Source organism: Mesorhizobium sp. M0968 (assembly GCF_040319065.1).
GTDB lineage: Bacteria > Pseudomonadota > Alphaproteobacteria > Rhizobiales > Rhizobiaceae > Mesorhizobium.
Genome location: NZ_JAMYNL010000002.1, coordinates 518,283 through 540,063 on the forward strand (window position 1 = coordinate 518,283; position 21,781 = coordinate 540,063).

25 protein-coding genes are annotated in these 21,781 nt (G+C 62.4%); 11 read left to right on the forward strand and 14 right to left on the reverse strand.

Annotated elements, in window-relative coordinates; all coding sequences use genetic code 11:
* Positions 1–2: 2 nt before the first annotated feature.
* From NKH67_RS05315 to NKH67_RS05330, 4 genes are all read left to right on the forward strand, one after another.
* Positions 3–1,250: a BtaA family protein gene (locus NKH67_RS05315; RefSeq protein WP_352501071.1), complete on the forward strand. Its 1,248-nt coding sequence runs from the start codon at positions 3–5 to the stop codon at positions 1,248–1,250.
* Complete coding sequence (locus NKH67_RS05320) at positions 1,247–1,912, forward strand: class I SAM-dependent methyltransferase (RefSeq protein WP_352501072.1); 666 nt, start codon at positions 1,247–1,249, stop codon at positions 1,910–1,912. The genes NKH67_RS05315 and NKH67_RS05320 overlap by 4 nt, the downstream gene beginning before the upstream one ends.
* A 135-nt stretch (positions 1,913–2,047) precedes the next feature.
* Complete coding sequence (locus tag NKH67_RS05325) at positions 2,048–2,344, forward strand: type II toxin-antitoxin system RelE/ParE family toxin (protein WP_352456184.1); 297 nt, start codon at positions 2,048–2,050, stop codon at positions 2,342–2,344.
* A gap of 12 nt (positions 2,345–2,356) precedes the next feature.
* Positions 2,357–2,665 carry a HigA family addiction module antitoxin gene (locus tag NKH67_RS05330; RefSeq protein ID WP_352453138.1) on the forward strand — a complete coding sequence of 103 codons (309 nt, stop codon included), beginning with the start codon at positions 2,357–2,359 and terminating at the stop codon, positions 2,663–2,665.
* Between the two features lie 24 nt (positions 2,666–2,689).
* On the opposite strand, the gene NKH67_RS05335 is transcribed toward NKH67_RS05330, so the two are convergent.
* Positions 2,690–4,069, reverse strand: a complete 1,380-nt coding sequence (locus NKH67_RS05335) for a serine hydrolase domain-containing protein (RefSeq protein WP_352501073.1) — start codon at positions 4,067–4,069, stop codon at positions 2,690–2,692.
* A 406-nt stretch (positions 4,070–4,475) separates the two neighbouring features.
* On the opposite strand from NKH67_RS05335, the gene NKH67_RS05340 reads away from it, so the two are divergent.
* Positions 4,476–5,273 carry a glycoside hydrolase family 25 protein gene (locus NKH67_RS05340; RefSeq protein WP_502893719.1) on the forward strand — a complete coding sequence of 266 codons (798 nt, stop codon included), beginning with the start codon at positions 4,476–4,478 and terminating at the stop codon, positions 5,271–5,273.
* Between the two features lie 80 nt (positions 5,274–5,353).
* A complete protein-coding gene (locus NKH67_RS05345; protein ID WP_352501074.1) occupies positions 5,354–6,526 on the forward strand; it encodes a lytic murein transglycosylase in 1,173 nt (390 codons plus the stop codon).
* A gap of 136 nt (positions 6,527–6,662) precedes the next feature.
* Here NKH67_RS05345 and NKH67_RS05350 read toward each other — a convergent pair whose 3' ends face one another.
* Entirely contained in the window at positions 6,663–7,883 is a 1,221-nt protein-coding gene (locus NKH67_RS05350; RefSeq protein ID WP_352614291.1) for an alanine racemase, read from the reverse strand.
* Positions 7,884–8,107: 224 nt separating this feature from the next.
* On the opposite strand from NKH67_RS05350, the gene NKH67_RS05355 reads away from it, so the two are divergent.
* On the forward strand, positions 8,108–9,025 hold the full coding sequence (locus NKH67_RS05355) for a DMT family transporter (protein ID WP_352501075.1): 918 nt from the start codon (positions 8,108–8,110) through the stop codon (positions 9,023–9,025).
* 36 nt (positions 9,026–9,061) lie between these two features.
* Here NKH67_RS05355 and NKH67_RS05360 read toward each other — a convergent pair whose 3' ends face one another.
* From NKH67_RS05360 to NKH67_RS05375, 4 genes are all read right to left on the reverse strand, one after another.
* Positions 9,062–9,751, reverse strand: a complete 690-nt coding sequence (locus NKH67_RS05360; RefSeq protein ID WP_352501076.1) for an RES family NAD+ phosphorylase — start codon at positions 9,749–9,751, stop codon at positions 9,062–9,064.
* Entirely contained in the window at positions 9,752–10,189 is a 438-nt protein-coding gene (locus NKH67_RS05365; RefSeq protein WP_352501077.1) for an antitoxin Xre/MbcA/ParS toxin-binding domain-containing protein, read from the reverse strand.
* Positions 10,190–10,795: 606 nt separating this feature from the next.
* Entirely contained in the window at positions 10,796–11,713 is a 918-nt protein-coding gene (gene metF / locus NKH67_RS05370) for a methylenetetrahydrofolate reductase [NAD(P)H] (RefSeq protein ID WP_023676795.1), read from the reverse strand.
* Complete coding sequence (locus NKH67_RS05375) at positions 11,713–12,735, reverse strand: ArsR/SmtB family transcription factor (protein WP_352501078.1); 1,023 nt, start codon at positions 12,733–12,735, stop codon at positions 11,713–11,715. Before NKH67_RS05375 ends, metF begins: the two co-directional genes overlap by 1 nt.
* Before the next feature lie 142 nt (positions 12,736–12,877).
* On the opposite strand from NKH67_RS05375, the gene tsaA reads away from it, so the two are divergent.
* Both tsaA and NKH67_RS05385 read left to right on the forward strand, forming a co-directional pair.
* Positions 12,878–13,396 (forward strand): tRNA (N6-threonylcarbamoyladenosine(37)-N6)-methyltransferase TrmO, encoded by a 519-nt coding sequence (gene tsaA, locus NKH67_RS05380; protein WP_352501079.1) that lies wholly within the window; start codon positions 12,878–12,880, stop codon positions 13,394–13,396.
* The gene (locus NKH67_RS05385) at positions 13,396–13,707 is read left to right on the forward strand and encodes a DUF2293 domain-containing protein (protein WP_352501080.1); all 312 of its coding nucleotides are present in this window, start codon (positions 13,396–13,398) and stop codon (positions 13,705–13,707) included. Before tsaA ends, NKH67_RS05385 begins: the two co-directional genes overlap by 1 nt.
* Before the next feature lie 249 nt (positions 13,708–13,956).
* On the opposite strand, the gene NKH67_RS05390 is transcribed toward NKH67_RS05385, so the two are convergent.
* Positions 13,957–14,574, reverse strand: coding sequence for an MOSC domain-containing protein (locus tag NKH67_RS05390; RefSeq protein ID WP_352501081.1), 618 nt, complete (start codon positions 14,572–14,574; stop codon positions 13,957–13,959).
* Positions 14,575–14,781: 207 nt separating this feature from the next.
* On the opposite strand from NKH67_RS05390, the gene NKH67_RS05395 reads away from it, so the two are divergent.
* Positions 14,782–15,348, forward strand: coding sequence for a methyltransferase family protein (locus tag NKH67_RS05395; RefSeq protein WP_352471529.1), 567 nt, complete (start codon positions 14,782–14,784; stop codon positions 15,346–15,348).
* A gap of 84 nt (positions 15,349–15,432) precedes the next feature.
* On the opposite strand, the gene NKH67_RS05400 is transcribed toward NKH67_RS05395, so the two are convergent.
* The 7 genes from NKH67_RS05400 to NKH67_RS05430 form a co-directional block, all read right to left on the reverse strand.
* Positions 15,433–16,554 (reverse strand): beta-ketoacyl-ACP synthase III, encoded by a 1,122-nt coding sequence (locus NKH67_RS05400; RefSeq protein ID WP_352492730.1) that lies wholly within the window; start codon positions 16,552–16,554, stop codon positions 15,433–15,435.
* A 121-nt stretch (positions 16,555–16,675) separates the two neighbouring features.
* Positions 16,676–17,014: a hypothetical protein gene (locus NKH67_RS05405; protein WP_352501082.1), complete on the reverse strand. Its 339-nt coding sequence runs from the start codon at positions 17,012–17,014 to the stop codon at positions 16,676–16,678.
* Between the two features lie 105 nt (positions 17,015–17,119).
* Positions 17,120–17,911: a trans-aconitate 2-methyltransferase gene (gene tam / locus NKH67_RS05410; protein WP_352501083.1), complete on the reverse strand. Its 792-nt coding sequence runs from the start codon at positions 17,909–17,911 to the stop codon at positions 17,120–17,122.
* Positions 17,908–18,171: a type II toxin-antitoxin system RelE family toxin gene (locus NKH67_RS05415; protein ID WP_352501113.1), complete on the reverse strand. Its 264-nt coding sequence runs from the start codon at positions 18,169–18,171 to the stop codon at positions 17,908–17,910. Before NKH67_RS05415 ends, tam begins: the two co-directional genes overlap by 4 nt.
* Positions 18,172–18,173: 2 nt before the next feature.
* Positions 18,174–18,407, reverse strand: coding sequence for a type II toxin-antitoxin system RelB family antitoxin (gene relB / locus NKH67_RS05420; RefSeq protein ID WP_352471524.1), 234 nt, complete (start codon positions 18,405–18,407; stop codon positions 18,174–18,176).
* Between the two features lie 58 nt (positions 18,408–18,465).
* Positions 18,466–20,115, reverse strand: coding sequence for an energy-dependent translational throttle protein EttA (gene ettA / locus NKH67_RS05425; protein WP_352501084.1), 1,650 nt, complete (start codon positions 20,113–20,115; stop codon positions 18,466–18,468).
* A gap of 94 nt (positions 20,116–20,209) precedes the next feature.
* Positions 20,210–20,581, reverse strand: coding sequence for a hypothetical protein (locus NKH67_RS05430; protein WP_352501116.1), 372 nt, complete (start codon positions 20,579–20,581; stop codon positions 20,210–20,212).
* Here NKH67_RS05430 and NKH67_RS05435 point away from each other — a divergent pair.
* Positions 20,510–21,754, forward strand: coding sequence for a GGDEF domain-containing protein (locus tag NKH67_RS05435; RefSeq protein WP_352501114.1), 1,245 nt, complete (start codon positions 20,510–20,512; stop codon positions 21,752–21,754). The two genes, NKH67_RS05430 and NKH67_RS05435, sit on opposite strands and share 72 nt — an antisense overlap.
* The last annotated feature ends 27 nt before the right edge of the window (positions 21,755–21,781 follow it).

Genomic DNA, 21,781 nt, shown 5'->3' on the forward strand with positions numbered 1-21,781 from the left:
CCATGACGGACATTTCTGGGGACCTGGTTTTTCGCCGCGGCAAGGAAGTCGGCAAGGCCGTCTACCAGAACCGCCCGCTGTCGAAAGCCGGCATCTCCGAGCGCCTGTTCGCCTTCCTGTTCTCCGGCCTCGTCTATCCGCAGATCTGGGAAGACCCCGAAATCGACATGGACGCGATGCAGCTCGGGACGGGCCACCGCATCGTCACCATTGCCTCAGGCGGCTGTAACATCCTTGCCTATCTCACCCGCTCGCCGGAAAGGATCGATGCCGTCGACCTCAACGCTGCCCATATCGCGCTGAACCGCATGAAGCTCGAAGCCGTCCGTCACCTGCCGTCGCAGGGCGACCTGTTCCGTTTCTTCGGCGCGGCTGAGACCGGGCACAATTCACAGGCCTACGATCGCTTCATCGCACCGCATCTCGACCCGGTCAGCCGCCATTATTGGGAGCGCCGCAACTGGCGCGGCCGTCGCCGCATCGCTGTCTTCGACCGCAATTTCTACCAGACCGGCCTGCTTGGCCTGTTCATCGCCATAGGCCACCGCACCGCAAAATTCTTCGGCGTCGACCCGGCCGGCATCATGGACGCCAAGAGCATCGCCGATCAGCGCCGCTTCTTCGACGAAGAGCTGGCGCCGGTCTTCGAAAAACCGCTGCTGAAATGGGCGACCTCACGAAAAGCCTCGCTGTTCGGCCTCGGCATTCCGCCGGCCCAGTACGATTCGCTGATCACCTCGGGTGACGGCACCATGGCCAGCGTGCTGAAGGCACGACTGGAAAAGCTCGCCTGCGATTTTCCGCTGAAGACCAATTATTTCGCCTGGCAGGCTTTCGCCCGCCGCTACCCTGATCCGGGCGAGGCCGCCCTGCCCGCCTATCTCGAAAAGTGCAACTACAAGACGATCCGCAACAATGTCGATCGCGTTGCCATCCACCACGCCAATCTGATCGAGTTCCTTGCCGGCAAGGATGCCGGCTCGGTGGATCGCTTCGTGCTGCTCGATGCACAGGACTGGATGACCGACCACCAGCTCAACGGGTTGTGGGCCGAGATCACCCGAACCGCCTCAACCGGCGCCCGCGTCATCTTCCGTACCGCCGCGGAACCCAGCCTGCTGCCCGGCCGCGTCTCGAATTCGCTGCTCGACCAGTGGCGCTACGAGAACGACGCCTCGCGCGAGTTTTCGGCGCGCGACCGCTCGGCCATCTATGGTGGCTTCCATCTCTATGTGAAGCGGTCCGCATGAGCACGACCGAATTGCCGGCCAGCCATGCCCAGCTGATGGACGGCGTCTACCGCTGGCAGCGTCATATCTACGACCTGACCCGCAAATACTATCTGCTCGGCCGCGACCGGCTTATCGCCGGACTCGATGTGCCGGCCGGCGGCACCGTGCTCGAGCTCGGCTGCGGCACCGGCCGCAACATCATCCTCGCCGCCCGCCGCTATCCCGGCGCGCGCTTCTTCGGCCTCGATATTTCGGCCGAGATGCTGGAGACGGCCACTGCCGCCCTCGCGCGCGAAGGCCTCTCCGGCCGCGTCACCCTGGCGTGCGGCGACGCCACCGATTTCGACGCGAAAGCACTGTTCGGCGTCAAAAGTTTCGACCGCATTTTTGTCTCGTATTCGCTGTCGATGATTCCCGGCTGGGAGAAGACAGTGTTCGCGGCTCTTGCTGCCCTGTCACCGGGCGGCTCGCTGCACGTCGTCGATTTCGGCCAGCAGGAGGCCCTGCCCGGCTGGTTCCGCACGCTGCTGCGCGGCTGGTTGAGAAAATTCCATGTCCAGCCGCGTGAAGCCCTGCGCGACGTCCTGGAATCGGAATCTGCGAGAGTTGGTGCAAGCCTTCGATTCAGAACACTTTATCGCGGCTACAGCTGGCTCGCCGTGATCAAGATCGCCATCTAATATCAATTTTGGCGTGGAAGGTTTTGGGGCTCCAATCCTAAATGGGGGCCGTGGCTGAAATCAGTTAATTGGCTAAATCACACATTGCCATGTGACCCAAGGAGTGGTACATTATCTCCTCGCCGGAAGCATGGGATGATCATCGGATTTAGAGATGGATGGCTGCGGGCTTTCTTCGTGGACGACACCCATTCCCGCAATATTCCGTCCGATCTCGAAAGCCGCTTGTTCCGCAAGCTCCAGATGATTGACGACGCGGCGATCGATCAGGATTTGCGTGTGCCGCCCAGCAACCATTTCGAGAAGTTGCGCGGCAATCTCGAAGGCTTCCATTCGATCCGTGTCAACAAACAATGGCGGCTGGTCTTCCGCTGGGACGGGGGCCGGGGCGAGGCGTCGGACATCTATCTCGACGACCACAGCTATATATAAGTGAGGTGAGACATGTTGATGACCGCACGCAAGCCAGCAACGGTTGGCGAAATTCTTACGGAAGAATTCATGCAACCACTCGGCCTGACACAGGCGGCTTTGGCCGAAGCTATGAGCGTCCAGCGCAAGCATGTGAACGAATTGTGCAACGGCCGCCGCAACGTGACGGCGGCTACCGCGCTCATTCTGGCGCGGGTGTTTGGCAACAGCCCGGATTTCTGGTTGAACGTCCAGCGCCGTAACGATCTTTGGACGGTTATGAATTCACCCGACGAGCGGGCGCGTGTTGATCGCGCCAAGCCTTTGGCGACAGCCGCATAGACAAGACTGCGACCGCCGCATTCCTCAGTGCAGCGCCTTGACCAGCCCCGCTACCATCGCCTGCGGCCGGTAGCCGAGCCTGGCCGGCGTCAGCCCGAGCCGCACCACAACCAGCTGCTCCGAGGGGATGATGGCAACCGTTTGCCCATCATGCCCCTCCATCCAATAGGTGTCCTTGGGCAGGCCGGCGGTAGTGCCGGCGCCGGGGTTTTCTTCGTCGCCCGGTCCTTCTATCCATAATTGCCCCTTGCCGTAGACTTTCGAGGCAGTTGCCGGTTCCCGCATCCAGTCGACGAAGCCGGCGGGCAGCATCTCCTTGCCGTTCCAGACGCCGCCCTGCAGCAGGAACTGGCCGAAGCGCGCCCAGTCGCGTGCCGTGGCGTAGAGGTAGGACGAGCCGACGAAGGTGCCGTGCTCGTCGGCCTCCAGCACTGCACTCTGCATGCCGAGCGGATAGAACAGCGCGGTCCTAGGCCACGCCAGTGCCTTGTCCTTGTCGCCGATCGCGTCCTGCCACAATCGGGACAGCATCACCGCCGTGCCGCTCGAATAGGAAAACACCTTGCCGACCTCGCCGGTCAGCGGCTTGGATCCGGCAAAGCCCGCCATGTCCGGTTCGAGATAGAGCATGCGCGTTACGTCGGCGACGTCGCCATAATCTTCGTTGAATTCCAGCCCGCTCGACATCGCCATCATATCGGCGAGGCTGATCACGGCGCGGCCATCTCCCTTCCAGGGGCCGAACAGACCCTGGTTGGTCATCGCCAGCTTGCCCTCCTTCACCAGCGTGCCGACGATCGCCGCATTCACCGTCTTGGTCATTGACCAGCCCAATAGCGGCGTCTTTTCGGAAAAGCCGTCGCCATAACGCTCAGCGACGATGCGGCCGTTCTTAACGACCACGACCGCCCGCATGCCGGCGCCGGTCATGGCTGGATCGTCGAGGACTTTCGCGACCTCGGGATCCTGCGAGGCATCGGCCTTGTCGCCCTCCGGCCAGATCAGATCGGGCAGCGGCGCCGGCGTCGGTGGAGCTCCGGCGACAGCCTTGGCGGCGGCAATATCGCCGTCGGGAACCGAGGCGCAGCCGAGCCCGTCGCGCGCAACCGCGACACTTTTGCCGAGCGCGCCGAACAGGCCCGCCGAAACCGTTCCCTTCTCCTTGTCCACCGACACTCTCATCAGCTTCAGCAGCGGATGACCCGGCGCCTGCACATCGACGGCGAGCACGTCGTTGGCGTCTCGCCCGGCGATGAAGACGTTCGAGCAGACGATCTTGGCAGCATAGCCGGAACCGACGCGGATCAGTTCCGGCGGCGCGAAATACAGCCAGCCGGCGAGTATCGCGGCGGCCAGCACAGCCAGGCCGAGCAGCCATTTGACGAACTTCAGGAGGATCTGCATTTTTTCGAATTCCCCTGAGCGCGATCTATGTCATCGATTTGCCGCCATTGTTTCGGCAAAATCGCGGCTCTTGTCGAGCGCCGTCAACCGAATATCAACCATGATCGGCGATCACAGGTGCATGTCGCCCAGAAGTGCGCAGCGGTTTTGGGACAACGACATGCATAGACAAAAGAGCCAAGCGCGTCGAAGCGACGCGCTTGGGACAGACCGGGCGATCCTGTGGGGTGACCGTCCGGCGGGGCTTGAATGCATGCGTCCCAAAACTGCGTAACGGTTTGGGAATGCATGAAACGAAGATCCAGGTGCGCCGCGTAAGTCGGTTTCAGACACGCTGCGCCCGGTCGAGGGGCCACCCGCGGAAAGACCCATCAGCGGCCGGCTGAAACCGGCTCGGGAAGTAGCGATGCGCCGTTTCGCGGTTCTCATCACGCTGATGCTGCTTGGTGCCTGCTCGACGGTCGAGGATCTGACGCCATCGCTATCGTCGTCCAGCGCCTCGATGGTTGCGGTACGCGCGCCGCGTTTTGCCGATTCCGACCCGCATGAATGGGACAGCGGCGCACCGTGGAGCTATGCCGTCCACGGCACCGACGTCTCCAAATACCAGACATCGATCGACTGGCCGGCGGCCAGGGCCAGCGGCATCTCCTTCGCCTTTATCAAGGCAACCGAAGGCGGAGACCGTTTCGATGAAGCTTTCAACGAGCATTGGAGCCGCACCAGGGCGTCGGGCATCCCCCGTGCCGCCTATCATTTTTTCTACTTTTGTACGCCGGCCGCTACCCAGGCGCGCTGGTTCATCCAGAACGTGCCCAAAGACAGCTCGGCGATGCCGCCGGTTCTCGACATGGAATGGAACCCGAAATCGCCGACCTGCAAGCTGCGGCCCGATCCCGCCACGGTACGCAGCGAGATGAGCACGTTCCTCGAAATCGTCGAAAAATACTACGGCAAGAAGCCAATCATCTACACGTCTGTCGATTTCTTCGAAGATAACGGTTTATCGGGCTTCCGCAATTACCCCTACTGGCTGCGCTCCGTCGCCGGGCACCCGCGCCAGAAATACGGCAGCCATCCCTTCACCTTCTGGCAGTATACCGGAACGGGTGTCGTGCCGGGCATGGCCGGAAACGCCGACATCAGCGTCTTCAACGGCTCCGAAGCCGCGTGGAAGAAGTGGTTGCGGCAGAACACCCGTTGACACCAGGCCTGCCGCCTGCTTTTCGACACAGCCAACGACGAATGCCTGCAACCGCCGGTAATCTTCTTGGAAGGATAGCGATGCGATTGCGCTTTGGACTTCTCGCGGCGCTGCTCCTGACCGCCGTGCCGGCAGCGGCACAGCAATGCGGCGGGGATTTCGAGTCATGGAAGCACGGCGTGGCGGCGGAGGCCAGGGCGGCCGGCGTCGGCGCTGCCGGCCTTGATGCGCTGGAAAACGCCACCCTCGATGAGAAGGCGTTGGCACGCGACCGCGCCCAGGGCGTCTTCACCCAGACCTTCATCGAATTCTCGAACCGCATGATCTCGTCGCATCGGCTGAAGCAAGGTGCGGCCAATCTGCAAAAATATGCCGAGGTCTTTGTCCGCGCCGATCGCGAATACGGCGTGCAGGCGCCGGTCATCGCCGCCTTCTGGGCCCTGGAGACCGATTTTGGCGCCGTGCAGGGCGATTTTCATACGCTGAACGCGCTGGTGAGCCTCTCGCATGACTGCCGCCGTCCGCAGCTGTTCCGGCCGCAGATCGTGCCGCTGCTGATGTTGATCGATCGCGGCGTGGTGCCGGCCGACGTCACCGGTGCCTGGGCCGGCGAGATCGGCCAGACCCAGATGTTGCCTTCCGACTATCTCGGCCACGGCGTCGACGGCGACGGCGACGGCCTGGTCGACCTGCGCGGCAGCGCGCCGGACGTGATCATGAGCACGGCCAGCAAGATCCAGTCGCGCGGCTGGAAGCGCGACCAGCCCTGGATCGAGGAAGTCCGTGTGCCTGACGATTTGCCGTGGGAGCAGACGGGACGCACCAACAAGCTGCCGTTGACGCAATGGAGCCAGTGGGGCGTTACCAGGCCCGACGGTACACCGCTTCTCGACAACGGCCTGAAGGCCGGCCTGGCGCTGCCCATGGGTCGCAAGGGGCCAGCCTTCCTGACCTACGACAATTTCGACGTCTATCTCGAGTGGAACCAGTCCTTCACCTATGCCCTGACCGCGGCAAATCTTGCCGCCCGACTGGGGGGCGCGCCGCGATTCGATCCGCGCAACCCCGAACCCGGCCTCGACGCCGACCAGATGAAGGCGCTACAGACCAAGCTCGAGGCGAAAGGCTATGACGTGGGCACCGTCGACGGCATCCTGGGCACCAACACCCGCGAAGCCATCCGTAAGGAGCAGATGCGTCTGGGCCTGCCGGTCGACGGCTGGCCGACTCCGGAGTTGCTGGCCAGGCTGTGATGGTGGTGAATGGTGAATGGTGAATGGTGAAAAGAATAGCACCGGAGCCGCATTGAGCACCAGAATTACCACTATTCATTTATTCACTATTCACTATTCACTATTCACTATTCACCATTCACTATTCCACCATCCACTAATCCGCCATCGTCTCCAGGCTGGCGAACCCCTGCGGCGCATCGCCTTCGTCGAACGGCGTCGCCACCTCGACGAAGGTGTCGGGATAGAAGCCGTTGAACCGTGTTCTGAGCGACAGCGAATAGGCGCCGATATGGCCGATCTCGATCCAGTCGCCGGTATCGACTGTCTCGGGCAGCCAGAACGGCCGCGACAATATGTCGACGGAATCGCAGGTCGCGCCGCAGACCTTGAACGGCACGATGGTCTTGTCCTCGCCATTGCGCGAGCGGATCGCCGGATCGGGGATGAAGCGTGCCGGCAGCGTGATCTTGCCGGTCCATGAATCCGACAGCGATGCCCAGATGCCGTCATTGATGTAGAGCCTTTTGCCCTTGCGCAGCAGCACGCGCACGATCAGCGACAGGCAGCGCGCCACGATCACCCGGCCGGGCTCAGCCACCAGCGGCAACTGGTCGAACTGGTACTCCTGGAGGTCGCCCGACAGCCGCGACATGATCTGGCCGAGCGACGGCATTTCCGGCTTGCGGCTGTTCGGATCATGACCGTATTCGGCGGGAAAGCCGCCGCCGACATCGAGCCCGGCAACGTCGAAGCCGACGCGGTTGCGCACCCAGTCGGCGGAGGCCAGCGCCCGCTCATAGGTGTCGGGATCCTCGATCTGGCTGCCGACGTGAAAGCACAGCCCGACCTTGTAGCCCGTCCGGTTCAGCCGTTCGGCCAGTTCGACCGCATTGGCCGGTCCGGCGCCAAACTTCTTCGACAGTTCGTAGGCCGCCGAGCCTTTCGTCTGGATGCGCACGAACACGGTGATGGCGCCCGGATCGATGTCAAGCGCCCGCACCACCCTGGTCAGCTTGGTGATCTCGTCCTCATGGTCGAGCGAAATGACGCGGATGGCGTATTTTTCCAGCGCCAGCCTGATGTCCGACTGCGCCTTGACCGGGTGCATGTAGAGCATCTCGGCGTCGGGCGAGACGGCGCGCACGGCGGCGAATTCGCCGGGCGAGGCCACATCGAAGGCACCGACGCCGGCCTCGACCAGGGCGTTGAGCACGATCTGCTCGCCATTGGTCTTGACCGCATAGGCGGTCTTGCCGGGAAACATGCCCATGAACTGTTTGGCGTCCGCCTTCAGCACCTGCGGGCGGAAGCAATAGATCGGATCGTCCGGGCGAAGCGCCAGCGCTGCCTCGCGGGCATTTTCGAATCGCTGCATGGACGAATCCCTTGACTGAGGCTGCGCACAATTAATCCAAGCTAGCGGCTAATGAAAACAATTCTATGTCTCGCCGCCCTGGCTTCGCGGCGCTACGCCGGTGCTGCACGCCGGTTATGAGCGAGCTAGGCCATCGCTCAGGTTTCGGGTGGCCCTTGCGGCCGGATCGGTATGGCGTGAACAGACGCCTGAAGAGCAAGGCATCTCGTCTGGGAGGACGACCAATGGCGATAGCTGCCACCACCACGATGCGCGGTCCGATGGTGCTCAAGGACTGGGCGCAGCTTCTGCTGCTCGGCGCCATCTGGGGCGGCTCGTTCTTCTTTGCCCGTATTGCGGTAGCGGAACTTCCGCCGCTGGTGCTGGTGCTGTTCCGCGTCACCATAGCTGCGATCGCGTTGCAGCTCTATCTTGCGGTCCGTGGCCCGTCGTTTCGCCTCGCCTTGCCGCATGCCGGCCTGTTCTTCCTGCTGGCGCTCGCCAACAACGTCATCCCTTTCTCGCTGATCTTTGCCGGCCAGACCGAGCTTGGCGCCGGTGTCGCCTCGGTGCTCAATTCGACGACGCCGTTCTGGACGCTGATCCTCGCCAACGCCCTGACCAGCGACGAGAAGCTGTCGTGGAACAAGCTTGCCGGCATCGCCCTCGGTATCGCGGGAACGGCGGTGATGATAGGCCCCGGCCTCGTCGCCGGGCTCGGCGGTCCGGTCTGGGCGAAATTCGCGCTCATCGGAGCATCGCTATCCTATGCGGTTGCGCTGATGATCGCCCGCCGCTTCAAGGGTGTGCCGTCACCGGTCATTGCCACCGGCCAATTGACCTGCTCGACCATCATTATGATCCCGGTCGTTCTGTTCACCTATGATGCCGCCAATCTGTTTTCGGCCTCGCCGCCGGTCTGGGCGGCGGTGCTGGCACTGGCGCTGCTGTCGACGGCCTTCGCCTACATCCTCTATTTCAATCTCGTCGCCTCGGCCGGCGCCACCAACGCCTCGCTGGTCACGCTGATCGTGCCGGCCAGTGCCATCCTGCTCGGTTTCCTGTTCCTGGGCGAGCGGCTCGAACTGTTCGAACTCGGCGGCATGGCGCTGATCGCCCTCGGCCTCGTCACCATCGACGGTCGCCTGTTCGGGCGGCGTTAGAGATGGCGCAGCGAAGTTGTCGCTCCCGATCGTGCGCTATATGGGCGTGATCGCGGGAACAGATGAACCCTGCCATTCCAGACGCCAGATACCGCCTTGCCTGAGATTCTGAACGAGATCGGGAAGGAAGGCGGCAAGGCAGGTCCCGCCGACATGTCTCACGGAAGGATACACAAGACCGGTCGCGGCGTCTTGCTTGCGGAGTTGCTTCGCCAGCGCCTGACCGGCAGGATAGGCTAAGGCAGTATCCGGATCGAGCACCGGGTCCTTGCTGAACTCAGCACCGCGCAGATCGTGAAACGAGCCTATGAAGTCGGCAACGAGCTCCGCGTAGTCGGTGACGTTTTCAAACCGTTCGATTGCGGCAAGCTCGCGCGTCAGATGAAAAGAGACCTCGCCGAGCGCAGTTTCCGCATCGAACCCACAGTACCAGACGCCCCTGGCATCATCGTTGAAACGATTGCCGCCCGGACGGGTGTAAGCGAACGCCGCATTGATGAAGGTGTAGCCCGGCCTCCCGAAAACCAGTTCGCGCGGATCGAGGTCGGGCAATCCCCCTTGCTGCGCCTGAAGACGGCCGCTGGTGGCCCCTTCGAGCTCCGCAAGGTCCTCCAAATCTCCATGATTCCTGGCCAACGGCATCAGGACCGGGTCCTTGAGCCTGCCTGTCGAAATCAGCCGGATCGTGTCGCGCTGGGAAATGTCAGCGCGCGGCGGGATCTGCATTCAAAGTCCACCGCGCAAAGCGTCGATATGTTGGCGAACCTGCAGCAGCTTCGGAATGCCGCCCTCGATCATTACGTCCAGGGGGCGCCGGCCACCATAAAGAGGCCCTTTGTTCGGCAACCGCACCCATTCATCGGCAAGCGCTTCGGAGAACAGAAGCCGCAGTCCCTTGAAGATGCCGATCAGGGCGCTGATGCGTGTCAGCGAATCCTGGGAGAGAACGCCCTCCCACTCGCCTTTCTTCATGCGGAACCAGGTTCTCTCCGACACGTCGCCGATCAAGGTACAGATCTCGGTGCTGGTCAGATGCCAGATGTCTGCGAGCCTGACGATGCCGGCAACAGCCGCTGGCGTGAGCCGCGCCCGTGCCGAGGCATCCGCCAGATTTGCCGGCAAAGCCTGATTTGCAGGATCGCGAACCGCATAACCGACACTCATTCCGGCCTCCATCACTTGGCAGACAATATACTGCCAATTGGCAGAAAATTCAAGTCCTGGCTATCTCACAACGCTGCCGGTTGCCCACCGCATTCGTATAGCGTGCGTATAGCGTGCAGCATCCGGTTGGATGCGCAAAGGATGCGTCGAATCTTCAGTCGGTCCGAAAATCGATTCCGATTTTCCGCCGCGGTAGCGCTGCCATTCTCGCTGCTGCCACGGCTTTGCCACAAATTATTCACAGGTCCCGAGCCGGCTTTTGACAAAGAGTTTCAATGCCTAACGGCAAACGGCAGGTCGCAAATTCCACAATCTCGTCGCATTGCAGCAAAGTTTCTGCTTGCCTGTGGCACAAATGACCCTAGACTCTCGCCATAGCTCTTTAAGAGGAGGCTATGACATGGGACTGACGAGGCCGATCAACGCATTGATGATTTGTGCTGCGTTTGCATTCATCGGCGCCCTGATTATGGGCGTCCTTCCATAAGGCCGCTGAGCGGGGGAAGACCAGCACCGAATACTCCAAACCCTTTGAAAAGGCCGGGCATTTTGCCCGGCCTTTTGCATTCCCCCGATCTTTGACATTTCAAAAAGGAGCTTGCCGCCTTACGCCGCGGCTGATCCCGCCGCCTCGACTTCGTGCGACCTGATGCCGATCATGTGGCAGATGGCGAAGACCAGATCGGCTCGGTTCATCGTGTAGAAGTGGAAATCGCCGACGCCGCGCTCGACAAGGTCCAGCACCTGCTCGGCGGCCACGGCAGATGCCACCAGCGCATGCGTTTGCGGATCGTTCTGCAGCCCATCGAAACGCTCGGCCAGCCATGCCGGCACCAAGGCGCCGCACCGCGCCGAGAAGTTGGCGACCTGGGTGAAATTGTGCACCGGCAATATGCCCGGCACGATCGGTATGTAGATGCCGGCCCGCCGTGCCCGCTCGACATAGCGCTCATAGAGATCGTTGTCGAAGAAGAACTGGGTGATCGCCCGCGTCGCTCCGTTGTCGGCCTTGCGCTTCAGCATATCGAAGTCGGTGGCGAAATCCGGGCTTTCCGGATGCTTTTCCGGATAGGCCGAGACCGATATGTCGAAATCGCCGGCGCCCTTCAGCGCATCAACCAGTTCGGCGCCATTGGCATAGCCTTCCGGATGCGGCCGGTAGGCCGCGCCGACGCCCTCGGCCGGATCGCCGCGCAGGGCGACGAAACGCTTGACGCCCATATCGGCGAACTCCCGGATCACCGCATCGACCTCGTGACGCGCCGCATCGACGCAAGTCATGTGCGCCGCCGGCGTCAGCGTCGTTTCATTGAGGATGCGCTTGACGGTGCGGGCCGTCCGCTCGCGGGTCGAACCACCGGCGCCATAGGTGACCGAGACGAATTTCGGCTTAAGCGGCTCAAGCCGGGTGACCGTGTCCCACAGCCTTGCTTCCATCTCATCGTTTTTCGGCGGAAAGAACTCGAACGAAACCCTGACCTTGTCGCCGATGTCGGGGCGGCGGGAGAAGCGGAACTGGTTCATCAGGCGGTTTCCCCTATCGGATACGCATTGGCCGGTTGTCTGTCGTTGGAAGGCTCGGCAATCAGCATGCGCCGATCGCGGCCGAGCCAGAGTTTGACGGTGAGCTTGGCCTCGTTGCCGCCGCGCGGCTCGAATTCCTGGCTGTCCTCGAGGTCGAGGCCGGCCTCGGAAAACCAGTCGCCAATCTGCCGGTCGGAAAAGCCGAGACGCATATGCGCGTGCTCGTCGCGTAAAAACTCCAGCGTGTGCGGCGCGAAATCGACGATCACCAGCCGGCCGGCCGGGCGTAGCAGACGCGCTGCCTCGCGGATGGCGCGGGCGGGATCGTCGAGATAGTGCAGCACCTGATGGATGGTAACGAGATCGAAGGCGTCGCGTTCGACCGGCGGCGCGAAAATGTCGCCCTGGCGCACCTGCGCATTCGAAACGCCGGCCTTGTCGAGATTGGCGCGCGCCACCGTCAGCATCTCGCGCGACATGTCGATGCCGACACCGCGCCGATAGAGCGGCGAAAAGATCTCGAGCAGCCGTCCGGTGCCGGTGCCGAGATCGAGCATCGACTGGAACGGCCGCTTGCCGACGAGCTTGATGAGGGCTGCTTCGACGGCGCGATCCGGCACATGCAGCGAGCGGATATGGTCCCAGCTTGCGGCGTTTACCGAGAAATATTCGGCAGCCCGGTCCTGCCGCTTGCGCTTGACTGCGGCCAGCCGTTCGAGATCACGCTCGACCTGCGGATCGGCGCCGCGGATGCCGGAGACCAGCCTAAGCACGAAATCGCGCGACGCATCGGAATCCGATAGCCGGAAGAACGCCCACGAGCCCTCCTGGTAGCGGCCGATCAGCCCGGCCTCCAGCAGCAATTTCAAATGGCGCGAGACGCGCGGCTGCGACTGGCCGAGGATTTCGGTGAGATCGGACACGGTCAGATCGCCGCGCGACAGCAGCGCCAATATGCGCAGCCGGCTGGATTCCGCCGCCGCCTTCAATGTATCTACCATCGTGTCGAGAGCGACATGCATGCGAGCATTCTCTTTGAAAAGATATAAACATATGTTTATGTCGGTTTGGATAGGCTTGCAAGCGCTATGTCGCTTCCGGACAAGAAAATGACGCATGCGTGGCGGATCGCGCAAAAACGGACGCATGATCGGGGCGAGAACCATGTTCGAAACGCGCAGCGGCGAAAAGCTCCTGGAAACCGACCCGGCAACGATGCCGCCGGATGGCCATGTCGTCTTCATCGGCCGCATCGCTTCGCCTTGGATCACGCGGGAGACTTGCCCCAAAAACATGAAGGCGGCGCGGGAGACGGAACAGCCGGCGCACTTGGTCATCGACCCGCTTTATCGGGATGGCCTGCTTGGGCTGGAACGCGCCAGCCACGTGATCGTCCTGTCCTGGCTGCACCATGCGCCGCGGCAACTGATTGTCCAGAAACCCCGCCATGCCACAGGGCCGAAAGGCGTCTTTTCACTGCGCTCCCCTGCCCGGCCGAATCCTGTCGGACTGCATGTCGCCAAGCTGGTTGCCCTCGACATCGACACCGGCCGCATCGATCTCGATGCCATCGACGTGCTCGACGGCACGCCGGTCATCGACATCAAGCCCTATTTCGCCTCGACCGATGCCTTTGCCGATGCGACCATCGCCGGGCGGGACGAGCCAGGGCCGGTGGAGTGATGAGCGCGCCGACCGGCCGCCGCCGCGCCATCGCCAAGGCGCTGACAGCGCTGCTGCCGCTGGCGCCCTATGCCGACATGGAAAAGATCCGTGCCGATGCCGGCGCCGTGCACATGAAGAGCTTGCCGCCGAGCATTGCCGTATGGCTGGCGACGATTGCGCATATTCGCCACGTCCACACCGACTACGAAAAGCTGCTGGCCGAAGGCTATGACCGCGATTCCGCGCGCTTCTTCGTCATCGAGCAGACCAACATCGTGCTGACCCGCTGGCGCGCCACCCGGCTGCTCGACGATGAGGATGAGGCGTAGAGCGATGGCAGGCACACGCGTCGAGTTCTACGGCGCCCCCCTCGTGGGGGAGATGCCCGGCAGGACAAAGGGGGGGCGCTGTCCCGCCGACCTCACGTCGGCAGCATCGGAACTTTCAAAGCCTGAAATAAAAAACCCGCCTCGCGGGCGGGTCGTTGGAGCCCAATTGGCACCATACTGAAATTAATAGCATAGCTGCCGGCACAAAGCAAGAACAAAATACGCCGTGACTAGAGGTCGCGTTCTGGACTAGGCCCGGTAAATCCACTGCTCGGGCACGCGCACCGAAATCTCCTCGCCGGCCGCGATCGTGCCGGGCTTCTCGACCCAGGCGACGAGCCCGCGCAACCGCTTCGCCGCCTTCGGGAACAGCAGCGCGCCGGCCTCATGGTCGGCCATACCGGCATTCTCGGCGACCGACCTGCCCGCGATCCGGCAAGGCCCGTTCTGCGCGTCGACCTTGACGGTCGCGCCGCCTTTGAAGAACAGCAGCGTGCCGGACGGCAGCATGGAGAGGCGCGGCAGGCCGTCGATCAGGAGATTGGCGCCGATCCATTCCGGCTTGATCTCGGCGATGCCCATCCGTTCGGCGACGATTGCCAGTTCGTCCGCAGCCACGATCGACAATTGCCGTTCGTTGCGCATCTCGGTGCCGCGCGGATACCAGGGTTCCCGCCCGCCGGAGCGCCGCGTCGTGCCGGCATGGAAATCGCCGTCGATGCCGTCGAAACCGAGTTGCAGCGTATCCACCGCTCGTGTCTCAAAACGATCGAACGATGCGAGATAGAGCGCCGCCACCCTGGCGGCGAGTTTTCGCGACGGGACGATCTCGACCGGAGTTTCGGCTTCGGGAAACATATCCGGCATTGGTTTCATTCCTAGCTGCCGGATGCAGTTAGCCGAAGTCGATTCATAGGGTCCAGTCGAAAGCGTTGATGCTCCAATCAAGACGGCTGATACGGGTCGGCACCACCAGCGTCATGGTTGAACCAGCCTCATGCAAAAGCGTGCCGCATTGCTGCCGCGCTGCATCGGTTGATAATATCGATCAGGTCAAGCCCGCTGAGGTTTATCATGCATCCCGCATCGGCAATCGCACAGCTCTGGCTGCTCTGGGTGGTTTCATGGGCCGCGGCCGCCTTCTGGGCCGACCGGGCCGAAAAACGCGCCGGCTTCGGGGTGGAGCTTCCATCCCGCGCCGTCATGGTGCTCGGCACGATCCTGCTCTTCATCCCGGCGCACGGTTATGCCGGCCCGCTGAGGCTTTGGACGCCGAACCTTGCCGAAGCGTGGATCTGCGTGGCGCTGATTGCCGCCGGTCTGGCATTTGCCTGGTGGGCGCGGCTGCATCTTGGCCGCCTGTGGTCGGCCACGGTCACCGCCAAGGCCGCGCATCGCGTCGTCGACACCGGCCCTTACCGGCTGGTGCGCCACCCGATCTATACCGGCCTGCTTCTGGCGATCCTCGCCACCATGGCGGCGAAAGGCACTGTCTGGGGCGTTGCTGGCGCCATCCTCATCACCGTCGGCATCGTCATGAAGGCAAGGCTGGAGGAGCGTTTTCTGCGCGGCGAACTGGGTAGCGCTTACGACGACTATGCCAGGCGCGTTCCGATGCTGGTGCCGTTCGCGCCGGGCTAATGCATGTCGCCCAAAAGCATGCCCTCGGGCTTGAACCGAGGGTGTGCAGCGGTTTTGGGACAACGACATGCGTAAAACAAAAATCTAAAGCATGCGCAACAGCGCGCCGCCGATCGAGTAGCCGGCGCCGAAGGCGCAGAGCAGGCCGTAGTCGCCGGCCTTCATGTCGGCATGGTTCTCCGACAGGGCGATGATGGCGCCGGCGGCGGCGGTGTTGCCGAGGCGCTCCAGCACCATCGGCGCGCGGTCGTGGTCGACGTCATGGCCGAACGACAGTTTCAGGATCATGGCGTTCATCCGCGCATTGGCCTGATGCAGCCAGAAGCGCCGGATCGCTTGCGGCGTCAGCCCGTGCTCGGCCAGGAACTCGACGATGAATTTGTGGCCGGCAACGGTGACTTCCTTGAACACCTTGTTGCCGATCTGCTTGATCAGATTGCCTTCCAGATCGATCATGTACGGATCGTCCTGGGTGGCGCGGGTATAGTAACCGAGATTGGTGCGGATGCTGTTCGACATCTGCGTCCAGGCGCGCGTATCCAGCACCTCGAAGCGGCCCGGCCGCTTCTCGCCCTGGGCGAGCCCTTCGACGATCATCGACACGGAAGCGTCGCCGAAGATGAAATGCGTCTGCCGGTCGCGAAAATTGAGATGCCCGGTGATGATCTCCGGCGTCGTCACCAGCACGCGTTTATGCGCCCCTGCCCGCACCAGATTGACGGCGATGTGCAACGCCGCCGCTGCCGAAGAGCAGCCAAGCCCCATATCGAAGCCGGCGCCTTTCGTCCCCAGCGCCTGCTGCATTTCGATGGCGATCGCCGGATAGGGCCGCTGATGGTGCGAGGCCGAGCAGATCACCAGGTCGATGTCGCCAGGCTTCAGCCCGGCATGATCGAGCGCCTTGCGGGCCGAAGCGATGCCGAACTCGGCCTCCAGCGACAGCGCATCGTCGGGCCGCGCCGCGAAACGCGGCGCCATGCGGGTCGGATCGAGGATGCCTTCCCGTTCGATGACATGGCGGGTCTGGACGCCCGAGGCATGGACGATGAAGGCACTGTCCGATTTCTGTACCAGCGGCTCGCCCGACACCTCGCGGCGGACGTTCTCCATGTCCACCCAGGCGTTGAAGCTGGCGACGAGCTCCTCGTTGGTGATCGAAGCTTCGGGGATTTCAACGCCGATGCCGCTGATGATGACGCGATGCATTTCCAGTTCGTCCCGTGCGCAGGCGTTGCGGCTTCATGTCGACGCCGCAAAAAGCTCGGCGCAACCTCTTTTGCACCTAGCCAGTTTATGCCGGCTTAAATCAAGTCCCTGGGACGGGTCTTTACCAGGCGCAGAGCTTGGTATTGGTCTGCGGGTTGTTCCAGCAGGCACCGTCATCGCGGCTGCGCACGAATTGCCCGGGCAGCGGCACGTTGCGGCGGCCGAGATTGACATAGCCATAGGCAAAACCCGGTCCGTCGATTTCCAGGACGTAGGTCGGATAGCCCGGCGCCGAGATGCGAAAGCTGCCGGCATCGTCCAGCGCCCGATAGCTGCACGAGAAATAGCCGTCGTCGCTGGTGAAGCAGCGCGCTCGCTTGGCCTCCGCCGATAGAGACAAGGCAAGCACAGCGGCCGCACAAATGCTGCCGCCGAAACCCATCTTTTTCAGTGTCATCATCCACCCCCATGGCCCATAAAGGGCCGTGCCCCAGCGAGATGCGCATGACGGCGAAAGCCGGTCAAGCATCCGCTGCTGGCTGTTTTTGGGTGTAGCTAAGAGTTTCTAAGCGGAACGCCGCGCCACGATGAAGAGACGGGGAAAGCGCAGCAACACCTTGCCGCTTGCCGTTTTCGGATAGGCTTCGCTGATCCCGGCCGCGTAGCGCTTCAGGAAAAGCTGCCGCTCGTTTTCGTCGAGCGGATCGAGGAACGGCTTCAGCCCCGTCGATTTCACCCACTCGACGATCGCCTCGGCATCGGCCAGCGGATGGTTGTAGATCGTGTGCCAGATATCGAGCCGATCCGAGAATGGCGACAAAAGGTCGTAATAGAACGCGACCGGCGGCAGCGGCGCGCGGGCCGCGCGCTCGAGCTTTTCGGCAAACGGCATCTCGGCCGCGGTCTCCCGCATCAGCCGGTGCGAAGGTTCGGCCATATTGTCCGGCATCTGCACGGCAAGCGCGCCGCCGGGCGCCAAAAATCCCATCAACCGCTGGAAGACCGCCGGATGCTCCGGCAGCCATTGAAACACCGCATTGGCAAAGATCACGTCGACCGGTTCGTTCGGCTGCCACGCCGCCGCATCCGCCAAGGCAAAGCTGACGCCGGGCAGGCGCGCCCTGGCCTTCTCGATCATGTCGGGCGAGGTATCGAAGCCGCTGATCTGCGCCCGCGGCCAGCGCTCGACCAGCAATTCGGTCGAATTGCCCGGCCCGCAGCCGATGTCGACCACCCGGCGCGGTTCCGGCACCGGCACCTGCGCGACGAGATCGCGCGCCGGCCGGGTGCGCTCATCCTCGAATTTCAGGTAGAGGGCGGCGGACCAGTCGGGTCTCACCTTCGCGACTGTATTCATCGATAGACCTCGCGACGGTCGCCTACTTGAACCACCCAAATCGCGACAGCGCTATCATCGATCCTTGTCAGAACTCGGAATGAGCCCACACGATATTTCCAGAGACCTGCCAGTGGTCCTGTTAGCGCTTCGCCAAGTTCGCGTGGATTATCGCGCGAGGCGAGCCTGTTTTCCAGGAAGTCCACAATCCGACGCTGATCGGACCTTTGCAATCTGGAGATATCCTTCAGTGCACGCTTCTCGACACGAATTGTCCACACGATCAACCGTCACTGCGGTCGCTTGCGTCCAATCCCAGTCGTTCCTTAGCTTCGGCCAGAGAAAGCCATTCACCTTCACCATCGTTAAGGCGCTCGAGGGCGATTAGTCCGTCTTCCAGATCCTGAATTTGCTCGACAATGGCCTCAACGACTACGTCATGTTTTGTCCGGCCAGTTTTCCTTGCGACGATCTCGAGGCGTTTTTCCAGCGCGGTAGGAAGCTCGACATTAAGCATGTTTATCTCCTTCCGGTAATTCTACGAGCAGCCTGGGGCGCTTGCAACCAATCCGTTGTTACCGCGTCAGCCGCTTATACGTCATCCTGTGCGGATTGACCGCCTCAGGCCCAAGCCGGCGGATCTTGTCCTGCTCGTAGTCCTCGAAATTGCCTTCGAACCATTCGACATGGCTGTCGCCTTCGAAGGCGAGGATGTGCGTCGCCAGGCGATCGAGGAACATGCGATCGTGCGAGATGATGACGGCGCAGCCGGCGAAGCTCTCGAGCGCGTCTTCGAGTGCGGCCAGCGTTTCGGTATCGAGATCGTTGGTCGGTTCGTCGAGCAGCAGCACATTGCCGCCGGTCTTCAGCATCTTGGCCAGATGCACGCGGTTGCGCTGGCCGCCGGACAGGTTGCCGACCTTCTGCTGCTGGTCGCCGCCGCGGAAATTGAACGACGCGCAATAGGCGCGGGTGTTGGCTTCGAACTTGCCGAGCTTGACCACTTCGGCGCCGCCCGAGATCTCTTCCCAGACCGTCTTGGTCGGGTCGAGCGCGTCGCGGCTCTGGTCGACATAACCGAGCTTGACCGTCTCGCCGACGCGAATGGTGCCGGCATCGGGCTTTTCCTGGCCGGTGATCATGCGGAACAGCGTCGTCTTGCCGGCGCCGTTCGGGCCGATGACGCCGACGATGCCGCCCGGCGGCAGCTTGAATTCGAGATCGTCGATCAAAAGCGTGTCGCCAAAGCCCTTCGACAGGCCCTCGACCTCGATCACCACATTGCCGAGCCGCTCGCCATGCGGAATGACGATCTGCGTGTCGCTCGGACGCCGCTTGTCGGCTGCATCCAGCAGATCCTGGAACGCCTGGATACGGGCTTTCGACTTGGTTTGCCGGGCTTTCGGGCTGGACTGGATCCACTCGCGCTCGCGGCCGATCGCCCGCTGGCGCGCATCGTCCTCGCGGCCTTCCTGCTTGAGCCGCTTGGCCTTGGCTTCGAGATATTTGGTGTAGTTGCCTTCGTAGGGGATACCGCGGCCGCGATCGAGCTCGAGGATCCAGCCGGTGACATTGTCGAGGAAGTAGCGATCGTGGGTGATGATCATCACCGCGCCCGGATAGGCCCGCAGATGCTTTTCCAGCCACGCCGTCGTCTCGGCGTCGAGATGGTTGGTCGGCTCGTCGAGCAGCAGAAGGTCGGGCTGGCGCAGCAAGAGCTGGCAAAGCGCGACGCGACGGCGTTCGCCGCCCGACAGCTTGGTGACATCGGCCTCCTTGGGCGGGCAGCCGAGTGCCTCCATCGCCATCTCGACCTGCTGTTCGAGATCCCAGAGGTTGAGCCGGTCCATCTCGTCCTGCAGCTTGGCCGACTCGTCCGCCGTCTCGTCGGAATAGTTCATCATCAATTCGTTGTAGCGCTCGATGATGGCGGTCTTGGCGGTGACGCCTTCCATGACGTTTTCGAACACGTTCTTGTTCGGATCGAGCGCCGGCTCCTGCGCCAGGTAACCGACGGTAGCACCCTCGGCCAGCCAGGCCTCGCCGCTCCACTCCTTGTCGATGCCGGCCATGATCTTGAGGATCGTCGACTTGCCGGCGCCGTTGGGGCCGAGGATGCCGATCTTGGCGTCCGGGTAGAAGGACAGATGGATGTTCTCGAGCACCTTCTTGGTGCCGTAGGCCTTGTTGAGGCCGGCCATGTGATAGATGAACTGGCGTGCCACGCGCGCTTTCCCTGAAAAGTCGACTGATGTCGGATTGGATGGAAGTTGGGGGCTATGTAAGCGATGCGGCCGCGAACGGCAAACAGTTTTGGCCCTAAAGCAATTCCAGGAAAAGCGTGAAACGGTTTTCCGTCCGGAATTGCGTCAAAACAAAAAAGATCGAGCGGTTCAGCGGTTCCGTGAAGCGATGACCCGCTCCAGGCGGATTTGGTCGCACCCGCAAACGCTTAGCCGCTTCATTTCGTGCCGGCGCCCAGGCGAAAGCTCCGGTTAACCATTCCGCGTAAACAATGTTGGATGGGAAATCGCTGGCAGCCGCGATTTCGGGGAGAGAGATCGGGCCGTGTTGAACAGTTTCCTGCTTTTTGCCGAAGCGGTTCTCTATTTCGGCATCATGGTCACGCTTTTCCGGTTCAGGGGCCGCATCGGCCTCGGCGTCTTTGTTTGCGCCCTTGGCGTCATGCATTTCCTGGAAACCTATCTCGCCAGCGTCTTCTACGTCGCGCTGCCGTTCGGCATGGTATCGCCGGGTTCGGCCGTGCTGTTTTCCGGCAAGCTGGTGATGCTTCTCCTGCTCTACATCAAGGAGGACGCGGCAACTGTCCGGCAGCCGATTTACGGCCTGCTGCTCGGCAATGCCCTGATGGTCGGGCTCGTGCTGATCCTGCGCCTGCACGACATCGCGCCGCTGCCCGACGGCAAGCTTCCCGACATCGGCTTTATCGATGAGATGGGCTGGCTGATGGTGTGGGGCACGACGCTGCTGTTCGTCGACGCCATCCTGATCATTCTGCTCTATGAAAAGCTCGGCAAATACCTGCGCAAGGCGCTTTTCACCCGCATCCTGGTCTCCGTCGCCTGCGTGCTCACCTTCGACCAGGCAGGCTTTTTCACGGCGCTGCATTTCGTCACCGGTGCGCCGGTCGCGGTGTTCTTCGGCGGCTGGTTCGCCAAGATGGCAGCGGCCCTGGTCTACAGCACCATGCTGGTCGCCTATATCAGGTGGTTCGAGGCGCGGCAGGTGCCGGCGCCGCGCGGGCTTTCCGACATTTTCGACACGCTGACCTATCGCGAGCGCTATGAGGGGCTGGTCGAGCATGTTGGTCGCGACGGCCTCACCGGCCTCCTGCACAGGGGGCGCTTCGACAGCGATGGCGAGGCCGCCGTTGCCGCCAGCCTGCGGACCGCCAGGCCGCTCAGCCTGCTGATCATCGATGTCGACCACTTCAAATCGATCAACGACCGCTTCGGCCACGCCGAGGGAGACAAGGTGCTGAAAGCCCTGGCGATTTTGCTTGGCGAACTTGTCGGGACCGAAGATCAATTGTTCAGGATCGGCGGTGAGGAATTCGCCATCCTCGGCTGGCGTCCGCAGCCGCTCGCCAGGCTGCTGGGCGAAACCGTCAGGCAAGCGGTCAAGACGTCCGCGAGCACCAGCCGGTTCGACATTACCGTCAGCGCCGGCATCTCGACGGTCAGCGAGACGACCCGTTGCCTTGCCGATCTCTTTGCGCTGGCCGACCAGCGTCTCTACAAGGCCAAATCCACGGGACGCGATCGCGTTGTCGGGGAACCGGGCGGCAACGAAGCAGACGCCCGCAACACATGGACCAGGCCGGAGCGCAGCGCCGGCGCGTAACGCTGCCCAGGCCTGCGATTGGCTCAA